Here is an 18,841-nt window from a genome sequence, read left to right on the forward strand (position 1 = left end):
ACCATACGTACGACAATCCACCACGGCTCAATCATGACCGCCCGGTATTGCGGGCGATCAACAGCAAACCGACAGGTAGGCGGGGCCGGGGGCCGGGGGCCGGGGCGGGGCCCAGCTAGTCGGTCACGTCGATGGCGTAGCGGTTCGTCTCGACGCCCGCGGCCGTCACCACCTGGACCTCCACCCGGCCGGGCTCCACCTCCGCCGGCACCGGCACGGTCAGCAGCGTGTCCGTCGGGTTGTCGAAGCCGCCCGCGACGGGCACCAGCGGCACGTGCACGTTCACCGCGCCGACGCGGACGACCATCCGGGACAGCCGCTCGGCACCCTGGGCCCCCGGCGGCACGAAGCCGGTGCCGCGGATCTCGATGTCGTCCCCGGTCCGGATCGGTGCGTCCAGGGCCCCGGCCTCACGTGCCCGCACCACCGAAAGGATCACCGGCCGCCCGACCTCGGCGTACTTTCCGGCGAGATAGGTCGCGGCGGAGACCAGCACCACGGCCGCGAGTCCCCACGGCAGGTCGGGCAACTGGTCGGGGCGGCGGGCCAGCCGCACCGCGGCGAACGCGAGGGCGACGGCGCTGATCACCACGTACTGGATGTCCGCGAAGCTGCCGCGTCCCGCGTCGTCGGTGAGCAGGTCGGCCGCCCGGGGCCGGTCCGCGCGCACCTTCTGCAGCCGCTGCCCCAGGACCCGGAGACCCACCACCCGCCGCACCAGCACGGCGATGCCGCACACCACGGCGAGGACGGTCACCACACCCGCCCCGCGGACGAGTTCGAGTCCCGCGATCAGCGCATCGCGCTCCGCCGGGCCGGACGCGGCCGCCAGCCGCCCCACCAGGACCAGCACCGCGTAGGCGAGGAACAGCACCCAGGCGGCCGCCACGGCACGGGACGTGGAGAGACGGTTGTCCTCGCCGATCACCGGGGCCAGCGCTCCCCCGCGCACCCGGTGGAACCAGGAGGCGGCGGTGACCGTGCCCGCCACGACCACGGCGGCCAGCAGACCGGCCGAACGCGCGCTGGTCCAGCCCGCGCCGATCGCCGTGAGCGCCTGGACGAGGAGCAGCACCACGACCCCGGCCCAGACCGTCACCGCCGTCCGCTGCCACAGCCGCGCCAGCCAGGCGGTGCCCTCGGCCCGGCTGCGCTCGGCGACCAGTTCCGCGGCCTGCGTCAGCTCCTCCGAGACCCACTGCCGGGACGCCGACGCCGAGTGCGCCACGGCGGCCGGCAGCCCCTGCCCGGCGGCGAACTCGTCCCGCCGCAGCAGGAACGCGGCGACCGCGCGCCGGTGCCCCTCCCGGGCCCCGTGCGGGCAGTCCCCGCAGGTACAGCCGCCCTCGTGCGCGCCGGGGTCCACGCCGCCCTGTCTCGCCTCCTGCACCGCCACGCCCGAAGCCCGCCTCTCCTGCACCCGCGTTCCCACGCCGTCCTGTCGCCCGGGGGCAACTCCCCCGCGACGACAGCGAATTGTGCCCTACCCCGCGCCTCCATGGTCCGGCAGGTGCGGTCAGCCCGGGTGAATCCCCAGGCGCCGTGTTGACGCCGCCGTCGGCTCGCCCTCTCCGCCGCCGGTACGGCAGGCACCGGTGCTCCGGCACGACGGGCGGCGGCCTGAACCCGCCCGCCCTCCGCCGTGGTGCGGCCTCGCCCACCCACCGTTTCGTGGCGCGGCCTCGCCCACCCACCGTTTCGTGGCGCGGCCTCGCCCACCCACCGTCGTGGCGCGGGCCCGCCCGTCCGTCCGCCTTCGCGGCGCGGACCCGCCCCCCGTCGCGGCGCGGACCCCTCTCCGCTAGTCCAGCAGGTCCGGCTCGCTGCGGCTGATGTCCTGCCACAGCGGCTGGTAGTTGATCCAGGCCACCAGGTCCCCGCCGGCCTGTTCCCGGGTGGCCACCGCCTGCCGGTGGTCGATCAGGACCGGCCGGCCCGCCGCCTGGGCGGTGAGCTGGACCTGGGCGGAGCGTTCCATCGACAGGAACCACCAGGCCGCCGCGTCCACCGAGTCGCCCACGGTCAGCATGCCGTGGTTGCGCAGCACGAGTGCCTTGTGGGAGCCGAGCACCGCCGCGATGCGCCGCCCCTCCTCCACGTTGACGGTGACGCCGGTGTAGGCGTCATAGAGCGCCACGTCCTCGTAGAAGGCGCAGCTCTCCTGGGTGAGCGGCTGCAGCAGTTCGCCGAGGGCGGCGAGCGCGCGGCCGTGCACGGAGTGGCAGTGGGCGACGGCGACGACGTCGGGCCGGGCCGCGTGCACCTGGGCGTGGACGGTGAAGGCGGCCTGGTTCACGTGGTGTCCGCCCTCGACGACCTGGCCGTCCCGGTTGGCGAGGACCAGGTCGCTCACGCTGACGTGACGGAAGGACATTCCGAACGGATTGACCCAGAAGCAGTCGGTGAACTCGGGGTCGCGTGCGGTGATGTGCCCCGAGACACCGTCCTCGAAGCCGAGCCGGCCGAACAGCCGGAGCGCGCCCGCCAGCCGTTCCTTGCGGTGCCGGCGCTCGTCCTCCACGGACTCGTGCATCGGCGGCATGGCGAACCGCAGTGTGGCAGTGGGCAGCGGCGAGGGCGGGGTGGGCCCGTCCATGAGTCCTCCCGCGGGGGTGTGCGTACGGGGCGGAAGTTACCGTCGAGGCGCCCCGGACGACAGATCTGTGCGGTAAAGATGCGGCGCGCGGCGTAATCCGGAGGAAACTCGACAAGGGATGTCGGGTATCCGGGGCACGCTCTCGGCATGACAACGAACTGGGAGGCTTTCGCCACCGCCGAACCCGGCCTCGCGAGGACCGTCGAGGAACGCTTCGGTGCCCACACCCATCACGTCCTGGCCACGCTGCGCAAGGACGGCTCGCCCCGCACCAGCGGGCTGGAGGTGCGGTTCCTCGGCGGCGAACTGTGGCTGGGCATGATGCCCGGCTCGCTCAAGGCGCTCGACCTGCGCCGGGACCCCCGCTTCGCGCTCCAGGCGAACCCCGGGGAGGGCACCACCATGGGCGGCGGTGACGTCCGGGTCGCCGGCCGGGCGATCGAGGTCGAGGACGCCGGAGCCAGGGCCGCGTACGCCGAAGAGGTGGAACCGCCGGAGCCGTTCCACCTCTTCCGCACCGAACTGACGGAGGTCGTACGGACCTGCGTGGAGGACGAGAAGTACCTCGTCCTGCAGGTCTGGAAGCCCGGAGCGCCGGTGCGCACGCTCAAACGGACCTGAGCCCCTGGGGGCTCACTCCCACTCGATGGTCCCCGGCGGCTTGGAGGTGATGTCCAGGACGACCCGGTTGACGTCCCGCACCTCGTTGGTGATGCGGGTGGAGATCTTCCCGAGGACGTCGTACGGCAGCCGCGACCAGTCGGCGGTCATGGCATCCTCGGACGACACCGGGCGCAGGACGATCGGGTGGCCGTAGGTCCGGCCGTCGCCCTGGACGCCGACGCTGCGGACGTCCGCGAGCAGGACCACCGGGCACTGCCAGATGTCGCGGTCGAGGCCGGCCGCCGTGAGCTCCTCGCGGGCGATGGCGTCGGCCTCGCGCAGCAGGTCCAGCCGCTCCTTGGTGACCTCGCCGACGATCCGGATACCGAGGCCGGGACCGGGGAACGGCTGACGCTGGACGATCTCGTCGGGCAGGCCGAGTTCCTGTCCGACCATCCGCACCTCGTCCTTGAAGAGCTGGCGCAGCGGTTCGATCAGCTTGAACTCGAGGTCCTCGGGCAGCCCGCCCACGTTGTGGTGGGACTTGATGTTGGCGGTGCCGGTGCCGCCGCCGGACTCCACGACGTCCGGGTACAGGGTGCCCTGGACGAGGAACTCCACGGCCGGGCCCTCGTCGGCGATGATCTCGGCCTGGGCCTGCTCGAAGACCCGGATGAACTCGCGGCCGATGATCTTCCGCTTCTCCTCGGGGTCGGACACGCCCCTGAGCGCGGTGAGGAACCGCTCGCTCGCGTCGACCACCTTCAGCTGGACGCCGGTGGCGGCCACGAAGTCCTTCTCGACCTGCTCGGTCTCGCCCTTGCGCATCAGGCCGTGGTCGACGTAGACGCAGGTCAGCTGGGATCCGATGGCCTTCTGCACGAGGGCGGCGGCGACGGCGGAGTCCACGCCGCCGGACAGACCGCAGATGGCCCGCTTGTCGCCGACCAGTTCGCGGATGGCGGCGACCTGTTCCTCGATGACGTTGCCGGTGGTCCAGTCGGGGGTCAGGCCCGCGCCCCGGTACAGGAAGTGCTCCAGCACCTGCTGGCCGTGCGTGGAGTGCATCACCTCGGGGTGGTACTGGACGCCGTAGAGCTTCTTCTCGTCGTTCTCGAACGCGGCGACGGGCACGACGTCCGTGGAGGCGGTGACGGTGAAGCCCGCGGGAGCGGCGGAGCAGGCGTCGCCGTGGGACATCCACACCGCCTGCTCGGCCGGGGTGCCCTCGAAGAGGGTGGAGGACACCTTGGAGACGTGCAGCTCCGTGCGGCCGTACTCGCGGGCACCGGTGTTGTCCACCTGCCCGCCGAGGGTCTGGGCCATCAGCTGGAAGCCGTAGCACATGCCGAAGACCGGGACGCCGGCCTCGAACAGCGCCGGGTCGACGGTCGGGGCGCCGTCCTCGTACACGGACGAGGGGCCCCCGGAGAGGATGATCGCCGCGGGGTTCTTGGCGATGATCTCCTCGACCGGCATGGTGCTCGGCACGATCTCGCTGTAGACCCGCGCCTCGCGGACGCGACGGGCGATGAGCTGGGCGTACTGCGCGCCGAAGTCGACGACCAGGACGGTGTCGGGCGCGTGGGCAGCGGGAGTCGCTGAGGACACGAGGTGCCTTCCGGCGGTGGGGCGGGAGCTTGTGCCCCCCGATTCTACCGGGGGAAGCCGACGGGGCCGCCCGCCCCCGTCCGCTCACGTCTCACCATCCGGTCCGGGTTGGACGCGCGCCCGGGGCGCGGCATACTTGCCCCCATGCTCACGCACCCGGCCTTCCTCTTTACCTATGGCAACCGGCCCACCGGCTGCCATGGTCGTGCTGCTTGAGCCACTGACAAGCGACTTCCCAGGCGCCCCGGGCCGACAAGGCCCGGGGCGTCTGCGTTCGTCGGGGCCTTGCCGCTCCGGGGCACCGCATCCCGTTCAGCGAGGAGCCCCGATGACCGCCACTGCCACCCCCGACACCACCCCTGCCACCGCCCCTGTCCCCTCCCCCGTCGCCGACGGCCCGGCCGCCGTGTCCCCCGAGCGGACCGGTGCCCGTACCGCCGAGGCCGCCGAACTGATCACCGGTGCCCGGGAGCGGATCGACGCGCTCGACGACCGGATCATCGGACTGGTCCAGGAACGGATCGCCGTGTCGGCCGTCATCCAGCAGGAACGGATCGCCTCCGGCGGGCGGCGCGTGAACCTGTCCCGCGAGATGGAGATCCTCGCCCACTACCGGGACGCCCTGGGCCGGCCGGGCACCGCCCTGGCGATGACGCTGCTGGAGCTGTGCCGGGGCAAGATCTGACGTTCCCGGCACAGACGTACGCATGGTTCTCACCCGTACGGCGCGTGACCGCCGCCCCGGACGCTTCGTTGGAACCGGTGTCCGTGCCAGCCAGGGGCGGGCCCGAAAGAACCACGCGTGGCTCGCCGGAGCGATGAGACGTACGGATCGTGCCGTGCGTCGTGGGACCTCGCTCCGGACAAGTGACCGGACGGCAGGGGACAGCAGCCCGGTCACCCAAGAGAACGGTCGGCTCCGGGGACGCCCGGGGCCGACCGGCGGAAATCACCCGAGTCCGGGTCGAAAGGTTGCGGAGGCGGCGCACGTCGAGCACGATGCGTACAAGCCCAAGTCCCCCCGCAGACAACTGCATTGCCCTGCGCCGGCGCACCACCGCCGGACCGCCGGAGGTCACCGGCCGACGCGCGCATCCGCCGGATCCGGCCACCGGCGGCGGTGACAGGGCGTTCGAGACCAGCGGCGCTACCCCCCGGCGCCGCTCCCAGGCACCGGCGCAGCCCTGACGCCGGTGCTGACGAAAGGAAGGGCCCCGCGGCTCCGCCCCGCGGGGCCCTTCGCATGCCCGGACACCGGGCGCACTGCGAACCCCGGAAGAGAGCGACCGTCGGCACGGACCCGCCCTTCGAGTGATCCACGTCACACAGAATTTCGTGATTGACGGGACAACCATCCACCGGGCTCAGCGATCAAACCCACCGAAAGCCACAGGCCCGTCAGCGGCCGTCGGAGGACCTGCGCTCGGAGGGGGGCGCAGGTCCTCACCTTTTTCCGGCCGTCCGGCCCGCGGGAACGGGTCAGCACCGTCCAGCACGCCGTCACTTCTTCGGCGGCACCGCGGGGATCCCCAGGAACGGCAGCTTCAGCGCACCGAACGCGTCCCCCGGCACCGCCGGGGACTTCGGCTCGACCGGCTGCAGACGCCGGTAGGCCTCCCCCTGCCCGGGGCGCGGGTCCGCCTCGCCCTTGTTGGGCCAGTAGGACATCGCCCGCTCGGCCTGGGCGGTGATGGTGAGCGACGGGTTCACACCCAGGTTCGCCGAGACCGCGGCCCCGTCCACCACGGAGATGCCGGGGTGGCCGTGGAGACGGTGGTACGGGTCGATCACGCCGGTGTCCGGCGAGGCACCGATCGGGCAGCCGCCCAGGAAGTGGGCGGTGAGCGGCATGCCGGTCAGCTCGCCCACGTTGGAGCCCGCGAAGCCGTTGATCTCGGCCGCCAGCGCGGACGCGCCCTCGGTGGCCGCCTTGATCTGCTTGGGGTTGGGCGCACCGTGACCCTGGCGGGCGGTGAGCAGCCCCTTGCCGACACCCGACGGTTTGAGCTTCGTCGTCAGGGAGTTGTCCAGCGACTGCATCACCAGGGCGATGATGGTCCGCTCCGACCAGCGCCGGTTGGACAGTGAACGCACCATCAGCAGGGGATGCCGGGCGGCGTTGCCGAGCCAGCCCAGCACCCGGGCGGCGCCCGAGCCGCTGCGCGCGTACGGCACCTGGAGGATGGACAGGGCGCCCATCGAGTTGGAGCCGTAGCCGTAGCGGACGGGCTCGATGTGGGTGTTCTCGTCGGGGTGGATCGAGGACGTGATGGCGACCCCGCGGGTGAAGTCGGCCCGCGGCGCGCCCGTCGCCTTGCGGTAGCGGCGGTTGTCGGTCTGGGCGCCGACCAGGGCCTCGGAGTTGGTGCGGGTCAGTTCGCCCAGCTTGTCCGAGAGGTGCGGCAGCCGCCCTGCCGCCTTCATGCGGTGCAGCAGCGTCTGGGTGCCGTAGGTGCCCGCGGCGAGGACCACCCGGCGGGCCCGGAAGGTCCGGCCGCGCCCCTTGCGGCGGTTGTCGGTCGGCACGGTGGTCACGGCGAAGCCGCCGCGCGGGTCCTCCGTCACCGCCGTGACCGTCGTCATGGGGTGGACGACCGCGCCCGCCTTCTCGGCGAGGTGGAGGTAGTTCTCGTTCAGGGTGTTCTTCGCGCCGTGCCGGCAGCCGGTCATGCACTCGCCGCACTCGGCGCAGGCCCGCCGCGAGGGGCCCGCCCCGCCGAAGTACGGGTCGGGCACCTCCTGGCCCGGTGCGGCCTTCGCGGTCCCGTCGGCGTCCTCGCCGTCGCCGAAGAAGACACCGACCGGTGCCATGTGGAAGGTGTCGCCCACACCCATCCGCTCGGCCGCCGCCTTCAGGTGGACGTCGGAGGGGGTCATCGTCCGGTTCAGGCGGACCCCGAGCATGCGCCGGGCCTGGTCGTAGTAGGGCTTCAGCTCCTCCTGCCAGTCGGTGATGTCCCGCCACTGCGGGTCCTCGAAGAAGGGCTTGGGCGGCACGTACAGGGTGTTGGCGTAGTTGAGGGAGCCGCCGCCCACCCCCGCGCCCGCCAGCACCATGACGTTGCCCAGCAGGTGGATGCGCTGGATGCCGTACATGCCCAGCCTGGGGGCCCACAGGTAGTTCTTCAGGTCCCAGGAGTTCTTCGGAAGGGTCTCGCGGGTGAAGCGGCGGCCCGCCTCCAGGACACCGACGCGGTACCCCTTCTCGGTCAGGCGCAGCGCCGAGACCGACCCGCCGAAGCCGGAGCCGACCACGACGACGTCGTAGTCGTAGGCCGCGTCGTCCGTCCCGGTCTCCTCGGCCGTCTCGGTGTCGCCGGCCGTCCCGGTCTCCTCGGCCGTCTCGGTGTCGGCCGTCACGGTCCCGTCGGCCGTCGTGGTGTCCTCGTCCGTCGTGGCGCTGTCGGCCGCCGCGGGCGCGTTCGTGGCGGGGGCGTCCGGGGCAAGGGCGTCCTGCGCGAGCTCGTCCGTCGCGCGGGCGTCCGGGGCAGAGGCGTCCTGCGCAAGCTCGTCCGTCGCGCGGGCGTCCGGGGCAGAGGCGTCCTGCGCGAGCTCGTCCGTCGCGCGGGCGTCCGGGGCAGAGGCGTCCTGCGCGGTGTCGGCGGGCTCGTGGGCGGAGTTGTCCTGTGACACGTGCTCTCCTCGTCGAAAGCCGGCCGGAGCATGAGCCCTGCGCCGGAGTGGTGCGGGTACGGGCTCAGCGGAAACGGAACGCCTTCATCAGGCGCAGGCTCCGGCTCATGAACGCCGCGTACTGCGCGTCGTCCATGCCGAGCGAGGGCGCCATCGGCAGCAGCCGCTGGTGGGCGACGGTCTGGGACTCGGTGTACTTGTGGATGCCCTCGGAGCCGTGCCGCCGGCCGAGCCCGGAGTCCTTCATGCCGCCCATCGGCGACTGCACGCTGCCGTACGCGGACGCGTACCCCTCGTTGATGTTGACGGTCCCGGTGCGCAGCCGCGCGGCGATGTCCCGGCCGCGCCGGGGGTTCTTCGTCCAGACCGAGGAGTTCAGGCCGTACGGAGTGGAGTTGACGCGCTCCACCGCCTCGTCGTCGGTGCGGAAGCGGTAGACCGAGACGACCGGGCCGAAGGTCTCCTCGCCGCACAGGCTCATGCTGTCGGTGACGCCTTCGAGAATCGTGGGCTCGTAGAAGAACGGGCCGGCGTCGGGACGGGCGACCCCGCCCGCGACGACCTTCGCGCCCTGGGCGACGGCGTCGTCCACGTGCCGGGTCACGGTCTCCAGCTGCTGGCCGCTGACCAGCGAGCCCATGTCCGCGCCGTAGGCCAGCGCGCTGCCCAGCCGCATCGCGCGCGTGCGGGCGGCGAAGCGCTCGAGGAAGGCGTCGGCGATCGATTCGTGAACGTAGAGCCGCTCGATGGAGATGCACAGCTGGCCCGCGGAGGAGAAGCAGGCGCGGACGGCACCGGCCGCGGCCTTGTCGATGTCGGCGTCCTCCAGGACCACCATGGCGTTCTTGCCGCCCAGTTCGAGCGACACCCCCACCAGCCGGTCGGCGGCGACCGTGGCGACCTCCCGGCCGGTGCGGGTGGAGCCGGTGAAGGAGACGTAGTCGCCGCGCTTGACGACCTCCGGGCCGACGACCGGACCCGTGCCGAGGACGGCCTGGAGCACATCCGCGGGCAGCCCGGCCTCGATCAGCAGGTCACGGGCCCACAGCGCGGTCAGGCAGGACTCGGTGTCGGGCTTCATGACCACCGCGTTGCCGGCCACCAGGGCGGGCAGCGCGTCGCCGACGGACAGTTCGAGGGGGTAGTTCCAGGGGACGATCTGGCCAATCACTCCGCGAGGGTGACGCAGTTCGGTGACCTTGGTCAGCGCCGGCACGGCTCCCGCGTGGCGCCTGGGCCGCAGGTACGCGGGGGCACGGCGGCCGTAGTGGCGGGCGGCGACGGCGACCGCCTGCACCTCCTCGTGGGCGTGCAGCCGGGCCTTGCCGGTCTCCAGCTGGATGAGGTCGAGCACCTCGGCCTGGCGCTCCAGCACCAGGTCGTGGAAGCGCAGCAGGACGGCGGCGCGCTGCCGGACCGGCGTCAGTGCCCAGGCGACCTGGGCGGTGCGGGCCGCCTCGAACGCCAGCGCGACGTCCTCGGGTGTCGACTCGGGCAGGTCGGCCAGCTTCTCACCGGTGAACGGGGTGTGGTTGGCGGTGCGCCCCGAGCCGACGACGCCCTTGGTGAGCCGGGCCACCAGCTCCGGCGTGACCACGTCGGCGGCGGTGCGGACACCCTCGGGGGCGGGGGCGAGGGGATTGGTGCCGGTCGTTTCCCGGGTCTGCGCGTCGGTCATGTGCCGCAGGGTATGCCGGAGCGCACGCTTTGTGTACCCGTCGGTAACAGATTCACCGACCGCTCACACCGCGCCAGTGATTGCTGGCAACAAACGCCCTGATCAGGGCATTGGCAGCAGCCGAAGGCCCGTCGCACACGGCAGGATCTCAACTCGGTCACGGAACCTCCCGACCCGCCGCCGGGGTGCGGCGGGCACGGGGTCCCGCACCGGGCGGCGGGCGCTCCGGGCCCCGCCGCCGCGTCAGAGCTTGTCGACCTCGAGGTTGTCGATCACCGTCTTGGCGACCTCCCGTCCCCGCTCCGTGAAGTCGCCCTTGCCCGGGTAACTGACCGTGAGCTTGTACATGTCGCCCGCGGAGGACCGGTAGTAGAAGATCCGCAGCTCGCGGGGGCGGGGGTTCTGGCTGTCGTCGGTGGTGTAGACGATGGTGTTCTCGGCGGCCTTCCTGCCCTTGTACGTGAGGTTGGGCCGGGGATCGGTCTTCGGTCCCGACGGCATGTTCAGGTTGTAGCTGCCGCGGTCCTTGAACTGGGCGTCGTCGTCGTACATCTCCGCGTCCGCGGAGCCCGCGATGTTGTTGCCGGTGTCCTCGGTCTTCTTGTCCAGGTTGAGGCCGACCCAGACGCTGCCGCTCCAGTCGGTGTATCTGACCCAGTGGTCCTTGGACTTCTCGTCCGGCACGGAACGCTGGTAGTGCTGCGGGACCGCCAGGCTCACCGCCAGGTCCTTCTCCTCCCGCGTCTTCCAGCCGTCCGGGAGCGGGCCCGCGAACGGATCCGCGATCACCAGGTACGCGGCCACCGCACCCGCGACGACCGCCGCTCCCAGCCCGATCAGGGTCTTGCGGCCGAGCCGGACGCCCTTCCCCCCGGAGCCGGGGACGGGCACCTGCACGACCTGGGTGGGGGGCGGCGGAGCCGGCGGGTTCGCGGCGGCCTCCAGCAGGGCGCGCACCCGGGCGGCGTTCGGCCGCCGCGCCGGGTCCTTGTCCAGTAGCGCGGTGATGACCTCGGCCAGCGGCCCCTGCGCGGTGGCCGGCGTGGCCGGGATCGCGTTGAGGACCGACTGGAGCGTGGCCGGCGTGTTGCTGCGGCGGAACGGCGACACGCCCTCCGTCGCCGCGTAGAGCACCACACCGAGCGACCACAGGTCGGAGGCGGGGCCGGGGCGCTGGCCCAGCACCCGTTCCGGCGCGATGTACTCGGGGGAGCCGACGAAGCCGCCGGTGTCGGTGAGGTTGGTCTCGCCCTCGATCTGGGCGATCCCGAAGTCGGTGAGGACGACACGGTCGTGCCGGCCGAGCATCACGTTGTCCGGCTTGACGTCCCGGTGCAGGATGCCCGCCGCGTGTGCCGCCTCCAGGGCGCCGAGCACCTCCAGGCCGACCCGGGCCGCCTCACGCGGGGAGAGGGTGCCCTCCTCCTGGAGCACCGCGCCCAGCGAACGGCCCTGCACCAGCTCCATCACGATCCACGGCTGACCGTCGACGACCGCGACGTCGTGGACGTTGACGACCGCCGGGTGGTCGAGCCGGGCCGCGGCCCGCGCCTCACGGCGCATCCGCTCGAACGCGTTGGCACGTTCGCGGTCGGGAAGGTGGTCGGGAACGCGCGGCTCCTTGACGGCGACCTCCCGGTCCACCGTCTCGTCCTTGGCCCGCCACACGGTGCCCATGCCGCCGTGGCCCAGCTTGCCCAGCAGCCGGTACCGGCCGGCGATGACCCGCCCCGTACCCGGCTCGTGCGACACCCCGGACGGGGGCGGCGGCGCCTGCTGCGGGGAGCGGGGATCGCCCGGCGCGGACCGGGGTGCGCCCGGTGCGGGGACGGGCGGGTGATCCTGCGAGGGCAGCGGCGGGTGTTCCTGGGCCCGGGCTCCCGACCCGTCGTGATCGTGGGACGGGACCACCTGGGTCGGCGCCGCGTACGGGTTGCCGGGGTGCGGCACGGCCGCGGGCGGCTGCGGACTCGGCGGTTGCAGATCAAAACTGGTCGGATCGTCGGCGCCGTGGCGGGGTCCCCCGTTGCTGCTCATGGGTCCATCCATATCGCGCCATGCCCCGGCCGATCCACCGGGGGCCCCGTCCGGTCACAGACCCGTGACCCGCAGCGCGGCTTATCTCCCTTTTATACGGAACGGGCCGCCGAATACGGGTAACAGGGTCCATACACCGGACACCGCCGCGCGGGTCAGGACGGGGTGACCGTCACGGACGCGGACGCGGTCGGCGGCGGCGACTGTCCGGCCATGGGAGGCGGGCCGGCGGGGCTGGCGGCCGGGTCCGCTCCCGGCCCCGCCGTACCAGGCGCGGAACTCGCGGTCGTACCGGGCGTGGTGCGGGCGCGGGTGTCGGGCGTCGTGCCCGCCGGGGTGGCCGGGGTGGTGCGCGTCGGCGTCTCCGCCGTGCTGGCCGCGTGGCTCTCCGGTGTCGTGTGGCTCTCCGGTGCCGTGTGGCTCTCCGGTGTCGTGGTCGACGGCGGTATGCCGGCTTCGCCGTCGCGGTTCATGAGCAGCGCCGCCGCCGACACGCCGGCCACCGCCATCGCGGCGACCGCCAGCACGGCCACCAGCCTGCTCCGGGCAGGCGGCCCCGCCGGGCGCTGCCCGTCGGGTTCCGGTGACCGGTGCCCGACGTCGGTGCCCTCCACCCGGCCCAGGGACCGGCGCCGTCGCGGCCGCCGGTCCGGCGGCACCCCTTCGAGCGGCGGCACCTCGGGGGTGACGCCGGTCCGGCGGAAGGCGCGCAGCATGCGTTCCGCCGCGTCCGCGTCCAGCCGGCGGTCGGGCTCCCGCTCCAGCAGGCCGCGGACGACAGGCAGGATCGGACCGGCCTCCACGGGCGGCCGCACCTCGTCGACCACGACCGCGTGCAGGACCCCGCCGAGCGAGTCGCGCCGGAAGGGCGACTCGCCGTTGAGGGCCGTGCAGAGCAGCGCGCCCAGGGACCACAGGTCGGACTCCGGGCCGGTCCGGGCGCCGGCCATGCGCTCGGGGGCGGTGTACTCGGGCGAGCCGACGAAGGAGCCGTGCTCGGTGAGCGTGGTGGCGCCCGCGACCCGGGCGATGCCGAAGTCGGTCAGGACGACCCGGTCGGTCCCGTTCTCCAGCAGCACGTTGGCCGGTTTGAGGTCCCGGTGCAGCACGCCCGCGGCATGCGCGGCCCGCAGCGCGCACAGCAGGTCGATGCCGATGCGGGCGGCCTCGTCGGCGTCGACCGGCCCGTCCCGGGCAATCCGTTCGGCGAGCGACGGACCGTCGATCAGCTCCAGCACGATGTAGGGGCGTTCGTCGTCCTCGACGACGTCATGGACCACCGTGATGTGCGGGTGGCTCAACTGGGCCAGCGCGCGGGCCTCGCGCAGGGTGCGCTCCCGCTGCTTCCGGGCCTCCGCGGCGGAGAGCGTCTCGTCCACGGGGAGTTCCTTGACGGCGACACCCCGGCCGAGCAACTGGTCGGTGGCCCGCCACACCACACCCATGCCACCGCGCCCGAGCCTCTCCTCCAACCGGTAACGGCCCGCGATGACACGGGCGTTGTGCCGAGCGTTTCCGTTGCCAGACGCCCCCTCGGTCCCCATGCGCCCATCATGCCCCACCGGATGTGCCCCCTCCGGTACGGCGATTCGGCCAAGCGGGGGACGTCCGTGCAGGTGCGGCACGCCGTTGCCGGAGGCGTGTGCCCGGCGCAGATGCCGGACGCGGACGACTTCGGGTGCCGTCCGGGGGTGCCGGACCGGGCCGTCGGGACCGCCTCGGAGGGAGGGGCGGTGGGGGCCGCGGACAGGGGGTGAAACCGGTTCCGAGGCGAGGAGGGGGGGTTGAGACGGGCGACAAGTGCCACCGCCCGGCCGGGTGCGGGCCCGTCCGCTGTCTCAGCGCTCGCGCCACCCCTTGAGCACCGTCTCGAACTGGGCCCGCGTGGTGTCCCAGTCCTCGGCGGGTCCCGCCATGTAGAGGGCGTACTCGACACCGTCCCGCGCCAGGTACATCTGGTCGATCGCCCGGTAGGGCCCGGGGAACCCGGTGTCCTTCGGGAGCGCCGTCCAGGTGTACTCCAGCCGGGCGCTGTCGCGGTCCCGGTAGGTGAGACGCCGCAACTCCACCCGTCGGTAGTCGACGAGCCGTTGCCCTATTTGCTGGTCCAGGTCGCCGAGATGCTCGTAGGGGTCGTCGAAATCGGGCGAGTCGTCGACCGCGATGCGCAGGAAGTGCTTGCCGCCGTCGGGCGTGTAGTCGACCTGACGGCTCTCGCCGTCGACGACGACGCGCTTCCAGTCGGCGCCCGGCAGGACGACACTGAACCCGTAGGGATCCTTCCGGCGCACCCAGCCCGCCGGGAGGCCGCCCTTCGCCCCCTCGTCCTCCGGGTCCTCGGCCGCGGGCGAGGCGGACGACGCTGCGGACGTGCCACCGCCGCCCGGCCGGCCCCCGTCGCCCCGCTGCTGCAGCACGACCGCGGTCGCCCCACCGATGATCGCGGCCAGCGCGACGACCAGCGCGATCATGCGCCGGCGTCCTCCGCCCCCGGTGCTGCGGGGCGTGGCGGCACCGGGTGCGCCCGGGGGCTGCACGGCGGTCGGTCCCGTCCCCCGCGGACCACCCGGGCCCGGACCGGCGCCGGGCGCGCCCGCGGTGGCAGCCTGTGCGGACCCGAAGCCGGGGCCGAATCCGGGCCCGGAGCCGGAACCGGCCGCCGGCAGCGCGGTGTCCGGCCGCGTCTCGTAGCGCTGGGACCCCGGCGTGGCCACGGGCCGGGTCGGTACGTACGCCTGCGCGGCGTCCGGGCGGCGGCCCTCCGCGGCCTGGGCCAGCATCTCCTCGGCACGGACCGCGTCGGGCCGCGCGGCCGGATCCTTGCTGAGGAGGGCGGCGATGACGGGGGTGAGGGGCCCGGCGTGACGCGGGGCGTCGACCTCCTCCTCGACGACCGCCTGCATCGTCGTCAGGGGCGAGGTGCGCCGGAACGGCGAGGTCCCCTCCACGGCCGTGTAGAGCGTCGCGCCGAGGGCCCACAGGTCGGAGGCGGGTCCCGGATCGTGGCCGCGCACCCGCTCGGGTGCCAGGTAGTCGACGGAGCCGACGACCTCTCCGGTGCGGGTGATGGCCGTGTCGCCCTCGATCTGCGCGATGCCGAAGTCGGTGAGCAGGACCCGGCCGTCCCGGCCGAGCAGCACATTGCCGGGCTTCACGTCGCGGTGCAGCACACCGGCCCGGTGCGCGGCCCCCAGGGCACGCAGCACCCACAGGCCGATGCGTGCCGCCTCCCGCGGTTCGACGCGCCCCTGCTCCTTGACGGCGTCGGCGAGCGAACGCCCCTCGACCAGCTCCATGACGATCCACGGCCGGCCGTCGTGCTCCAGCACGTCGTGCACGGTGACGACGGCGGAGTGGTTGATACGTGCGGCGGCCCGTGCCTCGGCCCGGGTGCGCGCCAGCAGCATGGCCTGCTCGCTGTCGGAGACGTAGAGCGCCGCGGTCAACTCCTTGATGGCGACCGACCGGTGCAACACCTCGTCGTGTGCCCGCCACACCCGGCCCATTCCACCGTTGCCGATGGACTCGCCGAGCCGGTAACGGCCCGCGACGAGTTGGCCCTGCATCTGATTCACGTTGCCCCGCAATGGTCTTGACAGGGTCAGCGTAAGGACATAGGGCCATCCTGGGAACCGACGGGATGCCAAGGAGACCGCACTGTGATTGTTGTCGCGAAGTGAGCCGCGAGGCAACCAAACCGCAGGAAGAGGCGTACGCGGACGCCTGGTTCGACGGCCGGTCCGTCAGCCCCCGGCCTGGTAGGTCGCCGCAGCCTGTTCGAAGTGCCGGGTCACCGCGTCCCGCTCCCGCTCGGGGCCGCGCACCTGGACCACGTGGTAGCGGCCGTCGATCAGCGCCGCGAGGTTGCGGACGTACAGGTCACCGCGCGCGCCGGTCCAGGTGAACTGCCCCTCGGCCATGCTCCGTCCGCCGACCTCGATGTTTTTCAGCCCGGTCGAGGTGGCCCAGCTGGAGTCGCGGTACGGCTGGAGCTCCCGCTCGTCGTCCCGCTGGTAGGCCATGGGGTCGCTGCCGTACTCGGCCGCGCTGTCCCGGCCCGGCACGACGATGAGCTCGAAGTCGCCCTTGGCGTAGACGACCTGACCGCTGCCGTTCTTCCCGGTGCGGGTCCAGCCCTCGGCCACGGCGACCCGGAAGCCCTCGGGGTCCTTCTGCAGGGTGTAGCCGTCGGCGACCTCGGGGCCGGTGGTCTGGGTCTCGGCGGAGGGTGCCGACTCCCTGTCGCCGTTCGCGCCGTCGTCCTTGCCGCCGTTCCTGTCGTCGTCCTTGCCGCCGTTCCTGTCGTCGTCCTTGCCGCCGTTCCTGTCGTCGTCCTTGCCGGCGTCCGAGGGCTGCGGGGAGGTTCCGGCGTCCGGTGAGCCCGGCGTCGCGCCGACGGCCCCGGTGCGGTCGGTGGCCGCTCCCCCGGTGTCCTCGCCCGCCTTCGGCATGAACAGCATCGCGTAGGCGATCGCCGCGGCCATGGCGAGCAGCACCAAAAGGAGCAGCGTGCGCCCGAGCCGGCGGGGGGACCCGGTCTTCTGCCTGCTCCGCTTGTGCCGTGCCTGCCGGTCCGGGAGCGCGGCGCGCCGCCTGCGCACCAGCTCGCCGCGGCGTCGTACGACCGGCAGCCGGCGGGCGTCCACGGGCGGCGCGGTGATGACGTTGAGGCCTGCCTCCGGCTCGGGTGCCGACCGGACCAGCGAACGCAGCCAGCCCCGCAGCTCCTCGACGTCGCTGCGCTCGGTGGGGTCCTGGCGCAGCAGCGACTCCACCACCGGGCGCAGCGGACCGCACTCCTCGGCGAACGCCGGTGGCTCCGCGCACACCATCTGCACCAGCTCGGCCGTCGATTCCTCCGGGTAGGGGGCGTGTCCCTGCACGGCACGGAACAGCAGCGCGCCCAGCGCCCACAGGTCCGTCGCGGGACCGATCGGCGGGGCCAGCTGCCAGTTCTCGTGCACGGGCCCGGCCTGTTCCGGCGCCCACCGCTCCGTCACCGGTCCGACGACGGCCATCCGGGCCTGCCGTGCCCGCTCGGCGGCCAGGGCCGTGGTGGGTCCACGGCGGGCAGGGGTGCGCTCCACGAGGTCGTCCCAGCGGGCGGTGCCGGGGTGGTCCGCGCCGGGGGCCGGGCCGAGCGCCGGGGCGGGCACGGCACCGGGCGGCAGGGCGCCGTGTCCCGGCCCGCCGGGGTCACCGCCGCCGACGACGGGTGCGGCACCCGTGTCCTCGCCCTGGCTCCTGCCGGTACCGGTGCGGGGGGTGGCGCCGTGCCACCCGGCGGCACCGACGCCGTAGGGGTCAGCGATCTGTCCGGGCGGGGTGCTGCCGCCCTCGGCTGCGGGCCGGGCGCCGGGCAGCGCGGTCCGGCCGGTCTGCTGGGCCTCCTGCACCCGTGCGGCGGCACGGGCTCCCGCCCGGTAGGCGGCGATCGCACCGGCCCGGGCCGCCCGCACGTCCCCCGCCCGGTCGAGGGCCCGCGGAGCGGTGGCGGCGGACAGGCCGTGGGCCGGGTCGGTCCCGGCGGCGGGGAGCCGGCCGGCGCGCGCTTCGATGGCGGCCCGCCGGGCGGCGTCGGGGTCCGTGGCGGGAGCAGGGCCGAGGGCCGGGTCGGCGGTGAATCCGGGAGGCCAGGACGCCCCGCCTCCGGGTCCCTGTCCCTGTCCGTGTCCGTGTCCGTGTCCGGCACCCTGGCCCGGTCCTGACCGCAGGCCGGGCCCCGGGACGCCGCCTGGAGCCATCGGTGCGCCCCCGGGCGCCACCTGCGTCAACGCGTGCGGCCCGGCTGCTCCGCCCGCGCCACCCGGCGCCCCTGCGACCTGTCCCGCCGGGAACCGTCCGGCGCCCGCCGGGCGCGGCCCGGCCTCCGGCCCCGGGTCGGATTCCGGCTCCTCGGGGGAGGCGTCCGGCACCGGGTCGTATCCGCAGAGTGCCTCTTCCGCCGCGCCCACGGCCAGACCGGTGAGCATCACCCGGCCGTCGTCGCAGACGAGCACCGTGCGGGCGGTGATGTTGCGGTGCACCCAGCCGTAGGAGTGCAGCACCCGCAGCGCCATGAGGACGTCGGCGGCCACCTCCGCCGCCCGGTACGGCGACAGCGGCTTCTCGGCCAGCAGCGCGGACAGCGGACGCGCCGACACCAGCTCACTGACGATCCACAGCGAACCGCCCTCGGCGAACACGTCGAAGACCTGGTCCAGTCGCGGATGGTCGGGGATCGCGGCAGCCGCCTGCGCGGCCTCCACCGCCCGCCGCACCACCGGATCCGACGGCCGCCGCGTGCCCGCCCGCGCGGACGGACGCCCGGACGAGCGTCCGGAGGCACGCCGCTCGCCCCCGTCCCGTGCCGTGAAACCGTCGGGAAGGCCCTCGGCGTCGAGCACCTCAGCCTCGACCACCTCGGGCAACGGCACCTGCCTGACCAGCACTTCCTGTCCGCTGTAGGTGTCGAAGGCGCGCGTTTCGGTCAGTTCGTACTCATCGGAGGGCGGCAACGGCAGGCGGTAGCGGTCGGCGAGAACACGCCCCGCGTAGTCGTCCACAATGCCTCCCCCGGCGGTACGGTCGGTCAATTCCGTTCGTACGGCGGACCATTCCCGCTGCGTACGGTCCGCAAGCACTCACGATACGTGCCGGAGGCAACCCGCAAAGCGGGGATGCCACATCTCACTCCCCATTCC

At 73.5% G+C, this 18,841-nt stretch carries 11 protein-coding genes; 2 read left to right on the forward strand and 9 right to left on the reverse strand.

Features of this window, described 5'->3' with window-relative positions; all coding sequences use genetic code 11:
- Positions 1-115: 115 nt before the first annotated feature.
- Both ACIRPP_RS04550 and ACIRPP_RS04555 read right to left on the reverse strand, forming a co-directional pair.
- On the reverse strand, positions 116-1,396 hold the full coding sequence (locus ACIRPP_RS04550) for a hypothetical protein (RefSeq protein ID WP_403637959.1): 1,281 nt from the start codon (positions 1,394-1,396) through the stop codon (positions 116-118).
- A gap of 405 nt (positions 1,397-1,801) precedes the next feature.
- The gene (locus ACIRPP_RS04555; protein WP_403637960.1) at positions 1,802-2,596 is read right to left on the reverse strand and encodes a class II aldolase/adducin family protein; all 795 of its coding nucleotides are present in this window, start codon (positions 2,594-2,596) and stop codon (positions 1,802-1,804) included.
- Positions 2,597-2,743: 147 nt separating this feature from the next.
- Between ACIRPP_RS04555 and ACIRPP_RS04560 the strand changes: the two genes are divergently transcribed.
- The gene (locus ACIRPP_RS04560) at positions 2,744-3,217 is read left to right on the forward strand and encodes a pyridoxamine 5'-phosphate oxidase family protein (RefSeq protein ID WP_403637961.1); all 474 of its coding nucleotides are present in this window, start codon (positions 2,744-2,746) and stop codon (positions 3,215-3,217) included.
- A gap of 12 nt (positions 3,218-3,229) precedes the next feature.
- Here the strand turns inward: ACIRPP_RS04560 and guaA are convergent, their stop codons facing one another.
- The gene (gene guaA / locus ACIRPP_RS04565; RefSeq protein WP_403637962.1) at positions 3,230-4,810 is read right to left on the reverse strand and encodes a glutamine-hydrolyzing GMP synthase; all 1,581 of its coding nucleotides are present in this window, start codon (positions 4,808-4,810) and stop codon (positions 3,230-3,232) included.
- 328 nt (positions 4,811-5,138) lie between these two features.
- Between guaA and ACIRPP_RS04570 the strand changes: the two genes are divergently transcribed.
- Positions 5,139-5,495 (forward strand): chorismate mutase, encoded by a 357-nt coding sequence (locus tag ACIRPP_RS04570; protein ID WP_403637964.1) that lies wholly within the window; start codon positions 5,139-5,141, stop codon positions 5,493-5,495.
- Positions 5,496-6,310: 815 nt separating this feature from the next.
- On the opposite strand, the gene ACIRPP_RS04575 is transcribed toward ACIRPP_RS04570, so the two are convergent.
- The 6 genes from ACIRPP_RS04575 to ACIRPP_RS04600 all read right to left on the reverse strand — a co-directional run bounded on the left by ACIRPP_RS04575 (position 6,311) and on the right by ACIRPP_RS04600 (position 18,703).
- Positions 6,311-8,065: a GMC oxidoreductase gene (locus ACIRPP_RS04575; RefSeq protein WP_403638343.1), complete on the reverse strand. Its 1,755-nt coding sequence runs from the start codon at positions 8,063-8,065 to the stop codon at positions 6,311-6,313.
- Positions 8,066-8,507: 442 nt separating this feature from the next.
- Positions 8,508-10,121: a succinic semialdehyde dehydrogenase gene (locus tag ACIRPP_RS04580; protein ID WP_403637965.1), complete on the reverse strand. Its 1,614-nt coding sequence runs from the start codon at positions 10,119-10,121 to the stop codon at positions 8,508-8,510.
- Between the two features lie 243 nt (positions 10,122-10,364).
- Positions 10,365-12,158: a serine/threonine-protein kinase gene (locus ACIRPP_RS04585; RefSeq protein ID WP_403637967.1), complete on the reverse strand. Its 1,794-nt coding sequence runs from the start codon at positions 12,156-12,158 to the stop codon at positions 10,365-10,367.
- Positions 12,159-12,313: 155 nt separating this feature from the next.
- Positions 12,314-13,603, reverse strand: a complete 1,290-nt coding sequence (locus tag ACIRPP_RS04590; RefSeq protein WP_403637968.1) for a serine/threonine-protein kinase — start codon at positions 13,601-13,603, stop codon at positions 12,314-12,316.
- A 393-nt stretch (positions 13,604-13,996) separates the two neighbouring features.
- Positions 13,997-15,724: a serine/threonine-protein kinase gene (locus tag ACIRPP_RS04595; protein ID WP_403637970.1), complete on the reverse strand. Its 1,728-nt coding sequence runs from the start codon at positions 15,722-15,724 to the stop codon at positions 13,997-13,999.
- A 177-nt stretch (positions 15,725-15,901) separates the two neighbouring features.
- Positions 15,902-18,703: a protein kinase gene (locus ACIRPP_RS04600; protein WP_403637972.1), complete on the reverse strand. Its 2,802-nt coding sequence runs from the start codon at positions 18,701-18,703 to the stop codon at positions 15,902-15,904.
- Positions 18,704-18,841 lie beyond the last annotated feature (138 nt).

It is taken from the genome of Streptomyces sp. NPDC101219, assembly GCF_044767675.1.
Taxonomy (GTDB): Bacteria; Actinomycetota; Actinomycetes; order Streptomycetales; family Streptomycetaceae; genus Streptomyces.

What these genes read in the sequence shown, in the direction of transcription:
- ACIRPP_RS04555 (WP_403637960.1), bottom strand. Translation starts at nt 2,596, where the DNA reads ATGGACGGGCCCACCCCGCCCTCGCCGCTGCCCACTGCCACACTGCGG.
- ACIRPP_RS04560 (WP_403637961.1), top strand. Translation starts at nt 2,744, where the DNA reads ATGACAACGAACTGGGAGGCTTTCGCCACCGCCGAACCCGGCCTCGCG.
- ACIRPP_RS04570 (WP_403637964.1), top strand. Translation starts at nt 5,139, where the DNA reads ATGACCGCCACTGCCACCCCCGACACCACCCCTGCCACCGCCCCTGTC.
- ACIRPP_RS04580 (WP_403637965.1), bottom strand. Translation starts at nt 10,121, where the DNA reads ATGACCGACGCGCAGACCCGGGAAACGACCGGCACCAATCCCCTCGCC.
- ACIRPP_RS04585 (WP_403637967.1), bottom strand. Translation starts at nt 12,158, where the DNA reads ATGAGCAGCAACGGGGGACCCCGCCACGGCGCCGACGATCCGACCAGT.
- ACIRPP_RS04590 (WP_403637968.1), bottom strand. Translation starts at nt 13,603, where the DNA reads ATGGGTGTGGTGTGGCGGGCCACCGACCAGTTGCTCGGCCGGGGTGTC.
- ACIRPP_RS04595 (WP_403637970.1), bottom strand. Translation starts at nt 15,724, where the DNA reads ATGCAGGGCCAACTCGTCGCGGGCCGTTACCGGCTCGGCGAGTCCATC.